Source organism: Flavihumibacter petaseus NBRC 106054, from assembly GCF_000974785.1.
In the GTDB taxonomy this organism is placed as follows: domain Bacteria; phylum Bacteroidota; class Bacteroidia; order Chitinophagales; family Chitinophagaceae; genus Flavihumibacter; species Flavihumibacter petaseus.
Genome location: NZ_BBWV01000003.1, coordinates 538230 through 554416, shown reverse-complemented (window position 1 = coordinate 554416; position 16187 = coordinate 538230). Strand labels below are relative to the sequence as shown.

17 protein-coding genes are annotated in these 16187 nt (G+C 45.6%); 8 read left to right on the top strand and 9 right to left on the bottom strand.

Features of this window, described 5'->3' with window-relative positions:
* Positions 1-18: 18 nt before the first annotated feature.
* Entirely contained in the window at positions 19-1200 is a 1182-nt protein-coding gene (locus tag FPE01S_RS25060) for a hypothetical protein (RefSeq protein ID WP_157474083.1), read from the bottom strand.
* Between the two features lie 369 nt (positions 1201-1569).
* On the opposite strand from FPE01S_RS25060, the gene FPE01S_RS17730 reads away from it, so the two are divergent.
* The 6 genes from FPE01S_RS17730 to FPE01S_RS17705 all read left to right on the top strand — a co-directional run bounded on the left by FPE01S_RS17730 (position 1570) and on the right by FPE01S_RS17705 (position 6916).
* Complete coding sequence (locus tag FPE01S_RS17730; RefSeq protein WP_046370362.1) at positions 1570-1902, top strand: PadR family transcriptional regulator; 333 nt, start codon at positions 1570-1572, stop codon at positions 1900-1902.
* Positions 1863-2570 (top strand): HAAS signaling domain-containing protein, encoded by a 708-nt coding sequence (locus FPE01S_RS17725; protein WP_157474082.1) that lies wholly within the window; start codon positions 1863-1865, stop codon positions 2568-2570. Before FPE01S_RS17730 ends, FPE01S_RS17725 begins: the two co-directional genes overlap by 40 nt.
* A 54-nt stretch (positions 2571-2624) precedes the next feature.
* The gene (locus FPE01S_RS25055) at positions 2625-3392 is read left to right on the top strand and encodes an AraC family transcriptional regulator (protein WP_052955978.1); all 768 of its coding nucleotides are present in this window, start codon (positions 2625-2627) and stop codon (positions 3390-3392) included.
* A 63-nt stretch (positions 3393-3455) separates the two neighbouring features.
* Positions 3456-4349 carry a sterol desaturase family protein gene (locus tag FPE01S_RS17715; protein ID WP_052955977.1) on the top strand — a complete coding sequence of 298 codons (894 nt, stop codon included), beginning with the start codon at positions 3456-3458 and terminating at the stop codon, positions 4347-4349.
* 103 nt (positions 4350-4452) lie between these two features.
* The gene (locus tag FPE01S_RS25715) at positions 4453-5274 is read left to right on the top strand and encodes a helix-turn-helix domain-containing protein (RefSeq protein ID WP_083990312.1); all 822 of its coding nucleotides are present in this window, start codon (positions 4453-4455) and stop codon (positions 5272-5274) included.
* Positions 5275-5365: 91 nt separating this feature from the next.
* Positions 5366-6916, top strand: coding sequence for an amidohydrolase (locus FPE01S_RS17705; protein WP_046370361.1), 1551 nt, complete (start codon positions 5366-5368; stop codon positions 6914-6916).
* Positions 6917-7640: 724 nt separating this feature from the next.
* Here FPE01S_RS17705 and FPE01S_RS17700 read toward each other — a convergent pair.
* A complete protein-coding gene (locus FPE01S_RS17700; protein WP_052955972.1) occupies positions 7641-9227 on the bottom strand; it encodes an FG-GAP repeat domain-containing protein in 1587 nt (528 codons plus the stop codon).
* Positions 9228-9320: 93 nt separating this feature from the next.
* Here FPE01S_RS17700 and FPE01S_RS17695 point away from each other — a divergent pair, with 93 nt between their 5' ends.
* Both FPE01S_RS17695 and FPE01S_RS17690 read left to right on the top strand, forming a co-directional pair.
* Positions 9321-9602, top strand: a complete 282-nt coding sequence (locus FPE01S_RS17695; protein WP_046370360.1) for a hypothetical protein — start codon at positions 9321-9323, stop codon at positions 9600-9602.
* Positions 9603-9847: 245 nt separating this feature from the next.
* Positions 9848-10900: a DUF5677 domain-containing protein gene (locus FPE01S_RS17690; protein WP_046370359.1), complete on the top strand. Its 1053-nt coding sequence runs from the start codon at positions 9848-9850 to the stop codon at positions 10898-10900.
* A 388-nt stretch (positions 10901-11288) separates the two neighbouring features.
* Here the strand turns inward: FPE01S_RS17690 and FPE01S_RS17685 are convergent, their stop codons facing one another.
* The 7 genes from FPE01S_RS17685 to FPE01S_RS17655 form a co-directional block, all read right to left on the bottom strand.
* Positions 11289-11849, bottom strand: a complete 561-nt coding sequence (locus FPE01S_RS17685; protein ID WP_157474081.1) for a hypothetical protein — start codon at positions 11847-11849, stop codon at positions 11289-11291.
* Between the two features lie 56 nt (positions 11850-11905).
* A complete protein-coding gene (locus FPE01S_RS17680; RefSeq protein WP_046370357.1) occupies positions 11906-12397 on the bottom strand; it encodes a hypothetical protein in 492 nt (163 codons plus the stop codon).
* 331 nt (positions 12398-12728) lie between these two features.
* Entirely contained in the window at positions 12729-13673 is a 945-nt protein-coding gene (gene moaCB / locus FPE01S_RS17675) for a bifunctional molybdenum cofactor biosynthesis protein MoaC/MoaB (protein WP_245624018.1), read from the bottom strand.
* Positions 13636-14082, bottom strand: coding sequence for a molybdenum cofactor biosynthesis protein MoaE (locus tag FPE01S_RS17670; protein ID WP_046370699.1), 447 nt, complete (start codon positions 14080-14082; stop codon positions 13636-13638). The genes moaCB and FPE01S_RS17670 overlap by 38 nt, the downstream gene beginning before the upstream one ends.
* Positions 14066-15211 carry a HesA/MoeB/ThiF family protein gene (locus tag FPE01S_RS17665; protein ID WP_046370355.1) on the bottom strand — a complete coding sequence of 382 codons (1146 nt, stop codon included), beginning with the start codon at positions 15209-15211 and terminating at the stop codon, positions 14066-14068. Before FPE01S_RS17665 ends, FPE01S_RS17670 begins: the two co-directional genes overlap by 17 nt.
* A gap of 1 nt (position 15212) precedes the next feature.
* Complete coding sequence (locus tag FPE01S_RS17660) at positions 15213-15455, bottom strand: MoaD/ThiS family protein (RefSeq protein ID WP_046370354.1); 243 nt, start codon at positions 15453-15455, stop codon at positions 15213-15215.
* On the bottom strand, positions 15455-16186 hold the full coding sequence (locus FPE01S_RS17655) for a sulfite exporter TauE/SafE family protein (RefSeq protein WP_046370353.1): 732 nt from the start codon (positions 16184-16186) through the stop codon (positions 15455-15457). The genes FPE01S_RS17660 and FPE01S_RS17655 overlap by 1 nt, the downstream gene beginning before the upstream one ends.
* Between the last annotated feature and the right edge of the window lies 1 nt (position 16187).

Sequence of the window (16187 nt, the reverse complement as noted above, 5' to 3'; positions counted from 1 at the left end):
AATGGTTTGGTGGTCGGCTTAACGGGAGGATTCCAATTGCTGAACACGCAACAGGAGCGATTGGAGGATGGCGGACTGGTCTTTTTTCTCCGCTTCCAGTTTATCGATGGCTTTTTGTTGCTGAATAGCGTAGAGGGTGAGTTCCTCGATCTTTTGAAGGAGCGCTGCCTGGCTATTGCCGACATCTATGCCGTTGGCTTCGACCTCTTTGGCAGAAACGATGCCGGGGAGGTGGCGGTTTTGCTGGATGAATCGCTCTACGGTATAGAGATCCGGCAGGAGATAGTCTGGCTGAAAAACAAAATCCGCCCAGCCGGTTTGGGTAATGCGGATCTTTTTCGCCTTAATGTCACCGTTCACTGACAGCTTACCAGGTGTAGCTGAAGAACCCATTACGATATTGCCAGCGTTGTCTTCCACAATAAGTCTGCGCCAGTTTCCCCAGGTGGTGGAGGCGCCGGAACGTACATACAACTGGCTGCTGTCTGTAAATGCGAGTTCATGAGCGTAGCCATTGCTGCTGTTGGCCCCGTTTCTGATACCAATCACGGAAGCCACGCTGGTACTCGTACCGGGAAGCGTTATTACCGAATGGGTTTTGACCTGAGACATCAGAAGTTGGCTGTAGGTATCAGGCGTAGTTGAGACACTTCTGGTATCCAATGCGTAGAGCTTGCTGGCGCGCAGGGGAGTGAATTGAATTTCACCACTTGAATCCAGTGAAAGGATGGAATCCCTGACAACAGTCTTTCTGCTGATAGTATAAGCAAAGAACCGCCCGGCAGAGTCGAGCTTTATCCTTTCATTTGCGTCTGCTGATCCTCCGGTGTAAAGCCTGATAACACCATTTGGGCTGTAGTTGACCAGTTGCAGGCCGTTGGGAGCATTGGTGGAAAGAAAGGCAGATGAAGTTTTGCGATAGCCGGAAGAGAAATACGCCGAGCCGATTTCACCCAGAATCATATCATATCCTGAGTTTTTAAAGCGCTGTTGAACAACACCATCAAGCGAAGTAGAAGGCCATTCCAACCATAACTTTTCAAAATCGTAAGTGCGGATGTGCAAATTGGCCAATGCATTCACACCAGTTGGGAATGCTCCGATTCTTGCATTGCCTGCGGGAGGGAAAAGGTTGTCTTGAGCAATAGCAGAAGCGCATACAGAAAGGGCTACCAATAGTAGTACAGACCTACATTTCATAGTGAAAGGCTGGTTTAAGGTTTAATAGATGGTACTCACAGATACGAATAAGCGCTTTGGATTTCTACCAACGCACTAAAGTTGCGGAAGCAAAGAAAAGAAAGATTTCCAGAGCAACAACAATAAAAAAATTAAATTTATATGTAACATATTTTTCGTAAGCGCGTGCACGTTATCTATAGTTATTGGCATTTCTACCGCTAGAGGAAATCGTCCATCAAATATTACCGGCAATAAATGTTCACGGCCAAGGGAGAACAGTAATTCCGGCTTCTCCGAAACTTTTGGAACAGTCAGATTGGTAAAGAAAAGTAAAAAATAATTTTCAGATACATAGTATAACTATGTATTTTGATTTACATTTATGCCATGAATAAAGAGTTCATAGACAAATGGCATTCACAGGTGAAAAAAGGAACATTATCCTTTATTGTATTAATTGTTTTGGACAAGAACGAACTATATGGTTATGACCTGATCGAAAAAATAAGGAATCAAACTTCCATTGAAATCGCAGAAGGTACGCTGTACCCATTAGTAAACCGACTCAAAACTGATAAACTTTTAGACTCTAAGTGGGTGGAGCAGGAGACGGGAATTCCCAGAAAGTATTATTTCCTCACAAAAACCGGAAAGCAAACACTGGAAGAAATGAAAGTACAATGGAAGAACCTGCAAAAATTAATCACAAAGCTAATGTAACGAATATGGAATTTAAAAAGCTGCAATTTAAAATCAGTGATGCTCAAAGGATTTATGAAAACTATTTGAAGCAGATAAAATCAGCCACAAAAAAGCTTCCCAGGGAAGATCAGCAAGATATTTTAATGGAACTAAACAGCCATATCTATGAGAGTATGGCCAAAAAGAATCCCGAAACCGGTGAAGTGACCAATCTGCTTACTGTTTTGGATAGAATAGGCGTTCCTGATGAGGTGTTAAAACCCCTGGTTGCTGAAAGGAAATTGAACCAGGCCATCAGAACATTTAATCCGGTCCATGTAATTCAGGCTTTAATGCTAAACCTCTCCTATGGGATAACGTATATAATATTTTTCATTTCATACCTTTTTATTGCTGCATTTTCATTCCTGGCAGTTGCAAAACTATTCTACCCGTCAAGTGTTGGTTTTTATTACAAAAAGGGAGAAATCTTTCGATATGGTGTATTTGCTTCCAATGATAACTTACAGGCGTTCGAAGTTTTGGGAAATTGGTTTATACCGGTTACAGTTCTATTTGCATTCGTATTTTACTTTATAATAACAATTTTCCTGAAGTTGAATGGAAGTTTGAAGTCAGTAAAAAACGATCGACTGGGTAAGCACCTTTCCCCGGATACTACTGTTGAGGGGCATCCAATATGGTAATGTCCGGATGCCGAAAGCTTAATTTATTGAAGGTAAAGCATAGAAATAACAAAAGTGGATTTGGAAAAGAGCGTTCCTTTCAAGTTATTTGTTTCCGATGGGATGGCAATTTACATTGGCCAACGTGTGCAAACAAAGCTCCATACACATCACGCCATCGAAATTGCAATTGCATTTGACAAGCCATTTTTGATTTCACGAAATGGTACTGAATTTAAGGAAAGTGTTTGCACTTTCATTAATGCCGACCTGGCGCACCAGTTCAATGGACAGGATGATCATCATATTTTTATATATTTCGATGCTGAATCAGCAGTTGCACAACTGCTTGAAACATCTTTGAATCTGGATGTCTTTGGAATACTTGATTATACCGGCATATCCATCAACGGGGTGAAGAACCTATTCATAGATTGGTTTTATGATGATTCCGCTAATGATAAGGCGGCCAGTAATTTAATCCAGTTGCTTCTGGAATCGATCCTGGGAACTTCGCAGCGCCATAACATATTAGAACCGAGAATTGCGGATGCAATTGAATTGGTTCGGTCAGCATTGTATAGTGAAATCAGGTTGGAAGCTATTGCAGCAAAAGTATTCCTGTCAGAAGGCCGTTTCGCCCATTTATTCAAAGAGCAGATCGGTATACCCTTCCGGCGGTATGTACTTTGGTGCCGCCTGCAGGCTGCATTAAAAGCCATTGTTCAGGGCAGAACGCTTACGCAGGCTGCTTACGAAGGAGGCTTCGCCGACATTTCACACTTCAGCCGGACGTTTACGGAAATGTTTGGCGCTTCTCCTTCTGTTGTTCTTAAACAATAGCAGGTTTGTTCAAGAAATTTGCCTGCCGATAAAACATTTTTGTTGTATTAAACTGACTACTCCATGGAGAGGCTGTTTCAACTTGGTGTTTATCCCCTTATTATGTTATCTGCTTCAGGCGTTTTAATTTATGGCATTCAGTCCGGGTTCAATCAATATTTGATTGTCCTGCCTGTGATCAGTTTTTTCGGAATGCTCATACTATTACTGGAAAGATGGATGCCTTACGAAATAGATTGGGTAAAGGGTAAAAATGACTGGAACCTCGACCTTACCTACTACATCATTAACTACGGTATAAAACTGGTAGCTCAATTTCTTTTTTTATGGATTGCAGGGACTTTCACGTTAGCTGCCTGGTTTCCCACTCACTTACCGTTTTGGGTGCAGGTATTGATAGCATTGACAATTATTGATTTCTTTCTATTCTTCGTTCATTGGCAAAGTCATCAAAATGAATTTCTATGGAAGCTGCATGCGATTCATCATAGTTCAGAAAGATTGTACTTTTTAAATGGAGAAAAGCGCCATGCGCTACACCAGATTCTGGAAGGCACACCCGGAATATTTATTTGCCTTCTGATTGGTACACCCCAACCGGTTGTGGTCACGGCGCTTGCTATATTGGGAATCAACATGTTTATGCAGCATACCAACCTTAATTATAAGGCTGGCATCCTGAAGAAGTTTTTCTGTGTAGCGGAATTGCATCGATGGCATCACCGGGCCGATTATAGGGATGCACAAGTGAATTACGGCGCGTGGCTCACTATTTGGGACCATATTTTCGCTACAGCCTACGACCATCCTGGAATGCAGCAGCAATTGGGACCAATAGGAATTGCTGAGGAAAGGAATTTTCCCAATAGCTATTGGAAGCAATTTCTTTATCCATTTAGTAAAAAAGTACGGCAAAAGGCTAAGACATTATTTGACCAGGATGTGAATATCGATTAGGCCGGATGATACCCATGGTCTCATGAGATTTTCTTAATTTCAGGCCTGACTGGCCGATTGCCTTTCACTCCTGAACAACATCCAGATTGCATCATTGGCAGCTATGTTTTATCAGCAGTACATACCTCATCCCGCGCTCAGGCACTTCGTTTACCGGATTATTGTGAATGCTGTTCAGTTGAACAGGGATTGCCCGAGGCCGGTCAATCCATTTCCTCCCCAGCCGGAGCATTGCCTGTATTTTTATCCATTTGATACGGTAGTCCGCTACGATAGCGACCACCAGGCTGTTGAATTGCCCCGTAGTATTATTGTCGGACCAAAACTCCGGCGGGTGGATGTAATCATGGGGTATAATACGCTGGTAGTCATCGTTTGTTTTCATCCGGGTGGATTACATCGGCTGCTTAGAATCCCGATGTACGAATTGCTTAATCAGTCTGTTGATTCCAGACTGCTGTTGGGGAACAATGCAGTCGGCATTGTTGAACAATTGAGTCAATGCCGGGATGCTGACCAGATGGTCCGGATTACTGAACAGTATTTACTCACCAAGGCAAAAAACCTTAAAAATATACTGCCGGTTGACCTGGTACTCACCCGGATGATGCGATGCAACAATGCTGTCAACATCGACCAGTTGGCAAAGGAAGCATGTGTGAGTATCCGCCAGCTGGAAAGACAATTTAAAGAAAGAACCGGTCTGCCACCCAAATTATATTCCCGGCTGGTCCGGTTTTCCAAAGCCTGGCAAATGCGCGAAAGCGACTTCCGGACTTCATGGCTGTCAATTGCCCATACCTGTGGTTATACTGACCAGACGCATATGATCCGCGAATTCAGGGAATTTGCCGGTGACACCCCAGGCAACCTTCAGGCCGACCTCGGGAAAAGTCCGCTTCGCCTTCAGCGTTATCAGGAATAATACCATCCATAAATGTCGCATTTGTTCTATGCCGGTGGCATAGGCAGGGGTTAATTTTGAGCCAGGCAATCATTGGTTCAATTTCCTGTTTATGAAAGTAGTTTATGTTCCTCAATTGGTATTATGCTGGCTATTGGGTGTATGGAATATATGTTTCGCACAGCAGGCAGATATTATCCTGACCAACGGGAAGATTTTTACGGCAGATACAAGCTGTTTGTATGTTCAGGCACTCGCTATCAGCGGAAACAGGATCTTATGCACGGGAAGCAATGCTGCTATAGAAAAATTCGCAACTTCAAAAACCAGGAAAATAGATCTAAAAGGAAAAACTGTCGTGCCGGGTTTTAATGACCAGCACGACCATGCCGTATTTCAGCATAGTCCGGTTCGGTTGCAGTATGCGACAACTTTAGAACAGGAACAGAACTGGGAAGGGCTGTCCAAATCTGCAGTGATTGATTCGATTGTCAGGCTGCTTCCAAACGCCCGGGCTGGTGAATGGATAGCTGGAATGATCGGAACCCGTATTTTTTCAGACACCAGTATGCGCCGTACATTAGACAGCCTGGCTCCCAACAATCCCATTGCCTTACAGGTCTGGTGGGGCCATGGCATTGTCACCAACCAGAAAGGGTTGGCTGCAGCAGGGTTAATTGATCGTGATAAAGACCCCGTTGGCAGTCATTATGACCGGAACAGTGAAGGTAAAATTTCAGCAATCCACATCAATGCGCAGATTCCAATCTGGTGGTCCATCAGTGCGGCAAACCAGGGAGCTGTGATCAGGGAAATGGAAAAATTTGGACAGGCGCAAGTGCAGGCTGGTATTACCTCTACCCTTTTTTTCGGTTCGTCGTTTTCTTACCCGGTGATCACGAAACTGCTTCAAAATGCCGCTATTCCACAGCGACTCAGGATCGTTCCGTGGATCAGGTCAACTCCCGATGGCCGGCAGCTGGCAGAATGGCCAACTGCTGAAACCCACCCTACCGCTAAAAGCGTTGTTTCAGGTGTAAAATATGTGATCAATCACTTTGGCCCCCTATTGTACCCACCGGATACTGTCAAAGCAATTATCAGGGAATCCCTTGCTACCCATCGGCAGCTGATGCTGCATATTTCCGGCGACAGCGCATTTGCGTTAGTGCTTCGCCTGATTGAGGCATCAGGAACGGCAAATCAATGGCGGCCCCTGCGTTGCAGAGTTGAGCACAATATGATTGGCAGTCCCTCCGCTGCACAACGCAAGGTGTTGAAGGACTATGGCATATTGATCATGCATACACCCAAATTCAACCGCGGAAGTGTTCTGCGTTCGCTTTTAGCCGATAGTCTACTGGTGGGTATCGGGCCGGACGGAACGGATAATCCGGGCCAGGACATCATGGTGATCACTTCGCAACAAGACAATCCTAATGAGAATATCTCCAGGGAACAGGCGGTAATAGCCTATACTTTAACCAATGCCTATGCTGAATTCAGGGAAAAGGAAAAGGGCATGTTGAAAAAGGGAATGCTGGCAGATCTGGCGGTGTTGTCGTCAGATTTGTTTTCAGTTCCGGCGCAGCAACTGGCAGGTATCAGGAGTGTGCTGACCATCATTGATGGAAAGATAGTATACCAGGCAATTGAAGATTGATACATAAAAATCCGGGTATAGACATACCCGGATTTTTTACCCTTGAATAAGCTACGGTAATCGTAGAAAATACAGAACCATCTGTTACACTAGAGAGAAATCTTTCGGTCAGTCGAAAGATACCTTAAACGCGATTTGTCTGAAACAAATGTAGTGACCAGAAGATCTCGCTACAATCGCCAGATTTGGTGCTGGCGCTACATAATATTTAGTGTAGTTATTTGCAGGAAACGAACAGCTCGGTACGTTGAAGTTTCGTTTCGGCTCATAGGGTTTAGGTTCGGGATTCGTTCGGGATTCGTTCGTTAATTTAACGAAGAACCCCCTTAGAATCCCGAACGAATCCCGAAGGCAACCCGAACACACTGCCAGTGATCGGCGGATCCCGCAGGGTAATCGGCGGATCAATACCATTCGCCTCATTTTTTGAAACAATTCGCAGGGTGAATGTAGTTTTGGGTTCGGTTTTGCACAGCCGGTGTCATGTAAGCAGGCGGAAACATGACCAGTTTGCTTCCGGCAGGCCGAACCCGAATGGCATCAGTATTTTAAATTTTAATCCAATGCCTTATGGCAAAATCAAAAGGCCTGATAACAAGCACCATCGCCGGAATGATCGGTAAAGAACAGGTCTTCCGCAACTGGGAGGACCTGGTAGTTGATATCGGAAGGCATTAAGAGCACACGATATAGCTATTGCGGAAAAACAAATAGCTGCGTGCGTCTACTTTGAATCGTTCCACAAAATCAATACTTGCGGTAACGACTCCACTCCGCGGGCAACCAACTTAGAATATTCTTTGAAATTAAACACAAATGAGCCAAGGATGATATCCTGATCGCCATCGTGATCAAAGTCACAAACCTCCATCGTAAGCCACTTCCCGTTTGCTGCCGCTGGCGTGGACGCTGCTGAAAAGCTGAGGTCTCCCTTGTTTTCGAGGTAAAGGAAAGTGTTCGACTGTTCGTCCGGTTTGTCAGAGAACGCGATCGCCGCAATGTCAAGGTCTCCATCTTTGTCGAAGTCCCGGGCCATCGCTTTGAAAGCCCCGAAAAATGGAATAAACTTCGTCACCTTGAAATTATTTTTCCCGTCATTCATCAGGATCCGGATACCGTGGTAATTTTTTCTGATCTGCGACAGATCCCAGTTATCACCATTGGACAGTAATTTATCAGGATGCCCGTCATGGTTAAAATCAGCCAACTCAAAATAGGTCATTCCATAAACCGGTGGAAACTCATAAACCATTTGCTCTGAAAATTCATTATTCCCCTTGTTGGTAAATAGCAGCAGCTCTTCCCTGGCCTGAGCCATCAACGCCATGATATCGGGTTTCCCATCACCATTGAAATCCCGGACTTCAACATGAATGGCTCCAAGCTGCGCTTTCAACATATGCTCTTTGTGCGGGTCGCCATTTTCAAACCAACTGAGCTTCCCGGTGAAGTTGCCAAACTGGCAGATGATCAAATCATTCACACGATCCCCGTTTACATCAGCTACTGCACAGGCAACAGGTCGTGCAAGCTGATCCATTTTTACGGGGTCATTCCGGGTTGCGGTTACCGTATCAAAGGCATAATAACTCCCGTTCACTTTCTGAGAGGGCTTCAGCGAACCAATACACAGTACCCGAGGGGATGCCCCTGGTTGAAAAGCAAGATCCACCGGGGGACTTTCTATTTTCCAGGACGCCTGCAATTGAAGATCGCGCGTCATCGCGAACAGTTCATTGTGGCCATCTCCGACATATAAAAGCCCGGAACTGCTATCATATTTCAGGAGGCATGTCTGCGGGAATGTTGTGATGGGAAAAGTAAGTGCTTCAACATGAAATTTTTTCAGCTCTTTGTCAACCGTTGGGGGATCTTTTTGTGGCAAGGCGTTGTCGGGCGCATTCTGGATATAGTATTTGACTATTTTTTTCCAGTCCGCCCTGGAAAGCAGCGCCTTTTCAGGAAACACATTTAACGCTTTTACCAGCGGTAATTCATCCCTGTCCATTTTTAAATAGGGATCCTCATCATCTTCCCTGATACCCAATCGCCATCCCATATTGGGTAACACAAATTCGTTCCATGTCTTTTTGTCCAGAAGGGAAGGCTCGGGGTACAGGTGGCAGGTGGCGCAATATGTTTTTGCAAGTTCTTCGCCTGTACCGGGATCCGCGTTCGGCGTAAATGCAAGCACCGAAATAATGAACAACAGCAAGCTCAGGAAGAGGATTGGAAAAATACGGGGCCTCCTGCTATCCTGGTCGGAAGTAGGCTGCAGCGTCAATTGCGGGCGGTAAGCAGCTATTTCCATATCAAAGAATTTAGGACCAACAATTGCGATGTCCCTTGCTGCTACTATGTTGAACTATTGATCAGAGGCTACCAGCGGTGCCATGCTGGTCATTTGTGTTCAAAATTACGCATTCTCACGCCTGTTTCTCGCGCTGATTTTCTGCATGCGCTGGCAACAGCAAGGCATGAAGAAGACAGCCAGTACATTCAAAGCCTGAAAGACTATCTTCTGCGCAGGCTCTATACAGCAGTCGCCGGGGTAGTATTCAATGGAGACGCTACAGAGAACAGCCTGCATACCGTACTCAATGTGGGATTTCCCAAAACGGAAAAAACGGCTATGCTGGCTACCCAGCTGGATATGAAAGGGATCTGCGTGAGTGAGGTGAGTTAAGCAGTGGTAGCGGTGGCTCGCATGTGATCCGCGTGTTGGATGGAGATCTTAATCGGGTAAACATCAGGTTTTCCTTTAGCCGGAACAATACGATAGATGAGATCAATACAGCTATCGCAGAACTAAAACACCTAATGTGACTTTTATCAAATAAATACAGGAGCTTAAAGGTCTGGCAATCATTTGCAGTGCTGAACACAAATAAATGGGTAATTCATATTTTCACTATAAAATTGCCATTACCTATGACAGATCAGAGAATTCGCGGATTGTTATTTGAAAAAATAGATGACGATTTAGAAAAATTCATTGTCAGAAAATTTGGGTCGGTGAATGTACAGATATCCAAAGACAAACAAGATCAACTCCTTATTGAATTTGAGGACCAAGTCATTAGTGACTCCCTTAAAAATCTATATAATGTATACCCGGAATTTTATGCCGCGCATTCCCGGAATCAAAATACCATTTGCAAAGAATTCGACCATAGTTTCAGATATTTTTTCGCTTATTTAAATTGCGTTGATCACATTTTTGAGAACGCGAGAAACTTCCTAATGACTAACCAGCTACCATCGAACTATAATTTGACACTGCCTCATTACGGGATCTTAGTAAGACTTGCGGACCAGATCGGTGTATTGCTAATGAACGGCTATCCAGATGGCGCCCTGAGAATTTGGAGATCATTCTATGAATTTTCAATGACAACGCTACTCTTCCTAAAAGCAATCGATAACGATTCTATTCATAAGGACTTCTTTGACCACTTTCATCGAAGTAAACAAAAAAAGGCGGAAAGCCATCAGAAACACCATACTGCATTGAATTTTCCTTCTTTGGATGAAGAACTTCTTAACTCAATTGCAAAGGAAACCAGAGATTTGAATACCACGCATGGAACTAAATTCCTCGACAATGATTTCGGGTGGTGTAATCGGTTGTTAGGTTCTAAGAAAAAAGTAACCTTACGTGATATTGAAGAATATGTAGGAGTAAATAAATTTCGTCCATTTTACATCTGGGCATCAGGCTATACTCATCCGGGTTTTGAGGCCATGACGGATTTTATTGAAGAGGATTCCCAAAAGATTGTTCTCAATAAAATTAACCGGCAAACGCTAAACAAAACTTCTTTCATAGATCCTATGCAACTCACAGTTGCGCTTTTTCATGAAGTAAATAATGTATTTATTGATATCTACTCCGCTAACTCAGAGAAAGACATCAATGTAAGAATACTAAAAGAAGTATTTGTGGCCCTTTTAAAGTCATTTGACGAGCTCCCGAAGGAATAGGTTCATAATCAAATTTTCTAATGGGATTAGTTTTACTTTGGTATTGTTGCCATTACTTTAAAGAATTACATATCGACTTAGCTGAAGTCACTTATTTGAATTCTATACAGTTTACCCAAAAAAGCCGGGTCCTGTACAGGACCCCGGAGCATTAACCAAACTGATATTCATGAGAAAAACCAGTTACAATATCTGATTTCTGTTAGTTCGGCTGGTAACGATTCGACGATTCCGCAGCTGGCGCTTGCCAACTAGCAAAAAGCCCAGGCCAATGGCTCCCGGGCTGACTACTGACTTCTAGTCCGTTTTATCATAACATGGAAACTATTGCAAGGGCGATCTATTTAGCAAGCCCTTTGTATTTTTCCCATTAGAAATAAAAACAAGCCTACGCGATCTCCAGCACTTTCTTAACATGCTTCCGCTCCTTTTCAATGATGTCATGATTTGACCGCAACTCATTCTCCCGATCCTTCTCCATAATCTTAAACCATAATACGGCCGGAAAAAAGTGGTTGGAATGTATCTCCAGGCGATAAATGATCTTTTCAGTTGGTTTTCTGCGACTGTTGATGACAAGGCTCAATTCAGCTGCTTTTACGCTAATGTCCTGGGCGAAGTCCTTGTTCTTCCTGTTGACACGATGAATGTATTCCTTCAAAAAAGCAGCAAATGATGGAGCCTTTTGGGTCTCCCATTGCTTTTCAGGTAGTGCTTGCGTTTGCAAATACTCTTGCATCATGAACTTCAATTGGAGCATTTTTGACCTTAAATTATCTTTAGGCGTTTGCTTATCAAAAATTGCCTGCCTAATCCCCTTAAACTCGTTCAGGATAGCCTCCCTATCAGGATCAAATTGCGTTCCGGGATAAACAATATCCACAGCCTCCTCCTGAATTGCTTTTTTAATTTGTCTCTTAATAGTATTTTTTGGTCTATTCGTGCTCATATCTTTAACGTTTTTCATAAACTGGGAAGGCAGAATTTTGGCCGTACAAATATTGACTATTCCAGAAATTCATGAATGATATGGTCAGACTGCTGCTGCTCCATCACCATAAATCCATCAGGACGGTTGATTGTTCTAAATGGTATGTGTATAAACCCATACTTTTGGTAATGCTCAATTAGTTTCGTTTTGGGAATTAAAAAAACTACGCCATCATAGCCCATTTTGAACGATTCACGACAAGCAAATGCAATAAGACAACCTGCAATCCAATCCATCAACTTCTCTCTACCCCGATGCTCATGTGCTGCTTCCAAGAGTTCTATCTCTATTGCGTTATTACCAGGGTGATCTGCAATACACATCAATCCGAGGATCTCCGTGCTTGACACCAGGCGAATCTTATATACAACCTGGCCTTTATATTTCCGCCAGTCAAAACAAGGAAACCGCTTCCTATCCTTGTACACCTGGCTTAATTCTTTGTCTGTGACGCGTTCAATTACCGCATCCAGTTGGCTTCCCGTGCTCCTTTCTAATAGTTTCATATCCAATTTTATACTTCATAATGCGGTCTGTTGATTTTTACAAAGATACGAATTAATTTCCATCAATTGGTATTTATTTACATTTCTGTAAACTTTTTGATTCGCCCAAATCAGTAGTAGTTGGCTGATACAATACCAATAGCGGTATTATTAAAAGCAAATACAAAAAGCATAGGCCAGCCTTTCAGCTTATTTCCCGGCTTAATAGTACTATTTGTTTAATAAAACGACATACTAAACGATTAATTCCCATACGGCTACCAAACGCAGTCTGGTGGCTCATTTCATTCAGTTTTACAAATTGAAATATTTTGAAAATAGGATACCTGTCCTAATGTCTTTTACCTTCCCTAACAGAAAATACATGCAGCAATTGCGGGAAAAGCGCATTCATACTTTCAGAAACACCTTTTGGTGAGCCCGGCAGCGTGAGAAAAAGTGATTCGCCTGAAAAGCCTGCAACACCCCTGGAAAGCATCGCCATGGGCGTATAGGCAGCACCGTAAGTCCGCGCGGCCTCCATCACGCCGGGCAGTGGAGTATCGATCAGGCCACCGATGACATCTGGTGTAATATCTCTTGGACCGACGCCTGTACCACCGGAAAAAATAACCAGTCGAAATTCCTCCTCTTTTAACCGGCGCGCAGTTGCGGCAATATCATCTGCATTGTCAGGGATTACTTCGTAATTGGCTACCGTAATGCCAAAGGTTTCGAGGTGAGCCATTGCAGCTTTACCAGACAAGTCCTCCGCCTCGCCTGCAGAGACAGTGTCAGAACAGACGATCACAGCCGTTTTGAGTGATGTAAAATCCTGTTTGCGGTCTGACTTGCCGCCGCTTTTGCGGATCAGGCGGATGTCATTGATGGAAATGCCTTTATCGATCGGCTTCAGCATGTCATACATCGTCAGCGCAGCGATAGCGGCACCATGCATGGCCTCCACCTCTACCCCGGTCTTGTAGATGGTATGCACTTCCACTTCGATATGGATAGCAAGCGCTTCTACAAGGAAGCGGACAGTCGTATACTCAACCGGCAGCGGATGGCAGTCGGGAATGACCGCTGCAGTTTGTTTCACGGCAAACAAGGCGGCAATGCGGCTGCTCTCGAGTACATCTCCTTTGGGAACGGTCTTATTGCGGATCGCTTCGATGGTGGCTTCCGCAGACACATGAACAATGGCCCCTGCTACTGCAATCCTGTAGCTGTTTTGCTTGGCGGTAATATTGACCATATCAGTTGTTGGATTTCCATTGATGTCCCTCTCCTTCAAGCACCTCTTTTCCCCAAACCGGCAATTCTTTTTTGATCCGCTCTACCAGTTCGGCACAGGCTTCTATGGCCGCCTTGCGGTGAGGTGAAGATGTAAAAACAAAAAGACTGATGGCGCCAGCCGGTACCCAGCCGAGACTATGGTGCACATGCATGCAGGTCAGGCCAAATTTTGCAAAGATCTCCTCACGGATCTGGTGCATCTGCTCCAGCGCCATATCCCGGTAGGTGGTGTATTCAATTCCTGCAACGATGCCTTGCGGCGTTTGGTCAGCCCTTACCTGTCCCATGAACATGCTGTGCGCACCGATCTGCTTCTTATGCTGATGGGCTTGCAGCGATGCTGCCACCTGTTCCGGAAGGATCGGGCCCTCCTGGAAAATTTCCCTGATCTTAGATTCCTGATGCATGCTTGCTGCTGTATTCATTCCAGGCATCAATGCCTCCCTGCAAACTATATACTAATGCTGAGCCCGCCAAAACTTCGGGATGCTGCGACAACAACTGCGCCGATCGCTTGCCGCTCTGGCAGAAGAACACCATGATGGCATTCCCGCCTTTTTCCTGCATACTTGCTGTTAGCCGGATAGGCTCCCGGTTGATCTCTGAAAGGGGTAAAAGCATATGGGCAAATCCAGTTGACAAAGGCAATTCTCCGGGTTCCCGGATATCGACAATGAGCAGGTCGGAATTCTCTTTCATTGCGGCAAGTTCAACGGGCGTGATCTCCGGTACTGAATGCAATCCACAAAATGCGCCGTAATCTGTCTGCCGGAGTTCGTCAAGGCTGGCTGGCATGCTGCTTTGCATGTGCCGCAGGGTCTGCTGGGAGGGGATCGAAAAAATAAACTGTTCCTGTGTCAGCGCACGGTACACCAGCAGCCTTCCCGTTAAGGGTTCGCCCACACCGGTAATGAGCTTGATCGCCTCCCCGGCCATGACGGCGCCAATCACTCCCGGAAGAAATCCCAGTACACCGGCAGTGGTACAATCGGGTATCGTACCGGGTGCGGGCGGATCAGGAAAAAGATCGCGGTAATGTACACCGGGCGTGAAAACCGCGGCCTGGCCCTCGTAGCCGGAAACAGCGCCATAGACCAGCGGCTTGTTCAGCAGGACGGCGGCATCATTCACCAGGTACCTGGTGGGGAAATTATCGGAACCATCGATGATCACATCGTATTGCGACAGGATGCGTTCTGCATTCTTCGCTGTGATCATCTCAGGGATGATATCAAACACTACCTGGTGGTTGAGCAATTGCAGCCGCGCGGCAGCGGCGGCGGCTTTCAGTTTGCCGAGATCCTGTTCGGTAAACAGCACCTGGCGGTGCAGGTTACTGAGTGCCACCCGGTCGGCGTCGGCAATGCCGATCCTGCCCACCCCCGCTGCTGCCAGGTATTGCAATGCCGGGCAGCCGAGTCCGCCTGCCCCGATCACCAGCACCCGGGCATTGGCCAGTTTAAGTTGTGCCGCTTCGCCGAATCCGTCGAGGATCATCTGACGCTGATACCGTTCAAAATTTTTAGGCAATAGCATGTTAACCTCCTGAAAATGGTGGCAGCAGCGCGATCTCAGCGCCCTGCGGAATCTCATCTTGTATATCGACCAGTTTCCTGTTCACGGCGACCCGGAAAGGAATATCCGCCAGTACCGGGTAAGCTTCATGAATGGCTTCAATCACTGCAGCGGCAGACTGATCTGCGGCTACAACAATCTCTTTGCTGCCACATTTCTCTGCCAGCTGGCCGAATAACAAAACTGTATGTTGTATAGGTTCCATCAGGTAAAAATTAATTTAACGGCTGCCACCAGCAATACCAGGGCCAGTACATTGCGTACCATTTCCTGGCGGAAACGCAACGCACCCAGCCACGCCCCTGCCAGTCCGCCGGCAAAAGGCACCGCCACCAAAACGGCCATCTCATTGCTCCACTGTATACCGTGCGACAGCTGTCCTGCTAGTCCGGCCATGGAATTCACCAATATAAACAGGGCACTGATCGCCGCGGTTTGTTTTTGGCTTGTCCATCCGAGCAAAAGCAAAATGGGCGATAAGATGATGCCGCCCCCGATACCGATCAATCCTGACAGCAGGCCGATCACGGCACCGATCAGCAGGCTGAGTGCAGTATTGGAAGGCTTGAAACTGGTAGGTTCTGTTTTCTGAAAGAACCAGAAACGGATCACGGGCAGCAACAGCAACAGGCCCAGGAGCTTTTTGTATACATCGTCATGCAACGCAAAGCGGCCACCCAGGTAGGCCATCGGAATGGAGGCGAGCGCCAGGGGCCAGAAGATCTTCCAGTTGAAATGTCCGCCGCGGTAGTATTGTATGAATGCCGTGAGGGACACGAATAGGTTCAGGAGCAATGCCGTCGGTTTCATCTGTTCCGGCGCCATGCCGAAGATGGCCATCAGCGCCAGGTATCCGCTGGCACCGCCATGCCCCACAGAGGCATACAATAATGCCACAGCAAAAAGCAACACATAAAAAAGCCATTCATATCCCATC

Bases quoted from the DNA above. Each gene is read 5' to 3' on its own strand.
- FPE01S_RS25060 (WP_157474083.1), bottom strand. From the start codon at position 1,200: ATGAAATGTAGGTCTGTACTACTATTGGTAGCCCTTTCTGTATGCGCT.
- FPE01S_RS17730 (WP_046370362.1), top strand. From the start codon at position 1,570: ATGAATAAAGAGTTCATAGACAAATGGCATTCACAGGTGAAAAAAGGA.
- FPE01S_RS17725 (WP_157474082.1), top strand. From the start codon at position 1,863: ATGGAAGAACCTGCAAAAATTAATCACAAAGCTAATGTAACGAATATG.
- FPE01S_RS17715 (WP_052955977.1), top strand. From the start codon at position 3,456: ATGGAGAGGCTGTTTCAACTTGGTGTTTATCCCCTTATTATGTTATCT.
- FPE01S_RS25715 (WP_083990312.1), top strand. From the start codon at position 4,453: ATGTTTTATCAGCAGTACATACCTCATCCCGCGCTCAGGCACTTCGTT.
- FPE01S_RS17705 (WP_046370361.1), top strand. From the start codon at position 5,366: ATGAAAGTAGTTTATGTTCCTCAATTGGTATTATGCTGGCTATTGGGT.
- FPE01S_RS17700 (WP_052955972.1), bottom strand. From the start codon at position 9,227: ATGGAAATAGCTGCTTACCGCCCGCAATTGACGCTGCAGCCTACTTCC.
- FPE01S_RS17690 (WP_046370359.1), top strand. From the start codon at position 9,848: ATGACAGATCAGAGAATTCGCGGATTGTTATTTGAAAAAATAGATGAC.
- FPE01S_RS17685 (WP_157474081.1), bottom strand. From the start codon at position 11,849: ATGAGCACGAATAGACCAAAAAATACTATTAAGAGACAAATTAAAAAA.
- FPE01S_RS17680 (WP_046370357.1), bottom strand. From the start codon at position 12,397: ATGAAACTATTAGAAAGGAGCACGGGAAGCCAACTGGATGCGGTAATT.
- FPE01S_RS17670 (WP_046370699.1), bottom strand. From the start codon at position 14,082: ATGCATCAGGAATCTAAGATCAGGGAAATTTTCCAGGAGGGCCCGATC.
- FPE01S_RS17665 (WP_046370355.1), bottom strand. From the start codon at position 15,211: ATGCTATTGCCTAAAAATTTTGAACGGTATCAGCGTCAGATGATCCTC.
- FPE01S_RS17660 (WP_046370354.1), bottom strand. From the start codon at position 15,455: ATGGAACCTATACAACATACAGTTTTGTTATTCGGCCAGCTGGCAGAG.
- FPE01S_RS17655 (WP_046370353.1), bottom strand. From the start codon at position 16,186: ATGGGATATGAATGGCTTTTTTATGTGTTGCTTTTTGCTGTGGCATTA.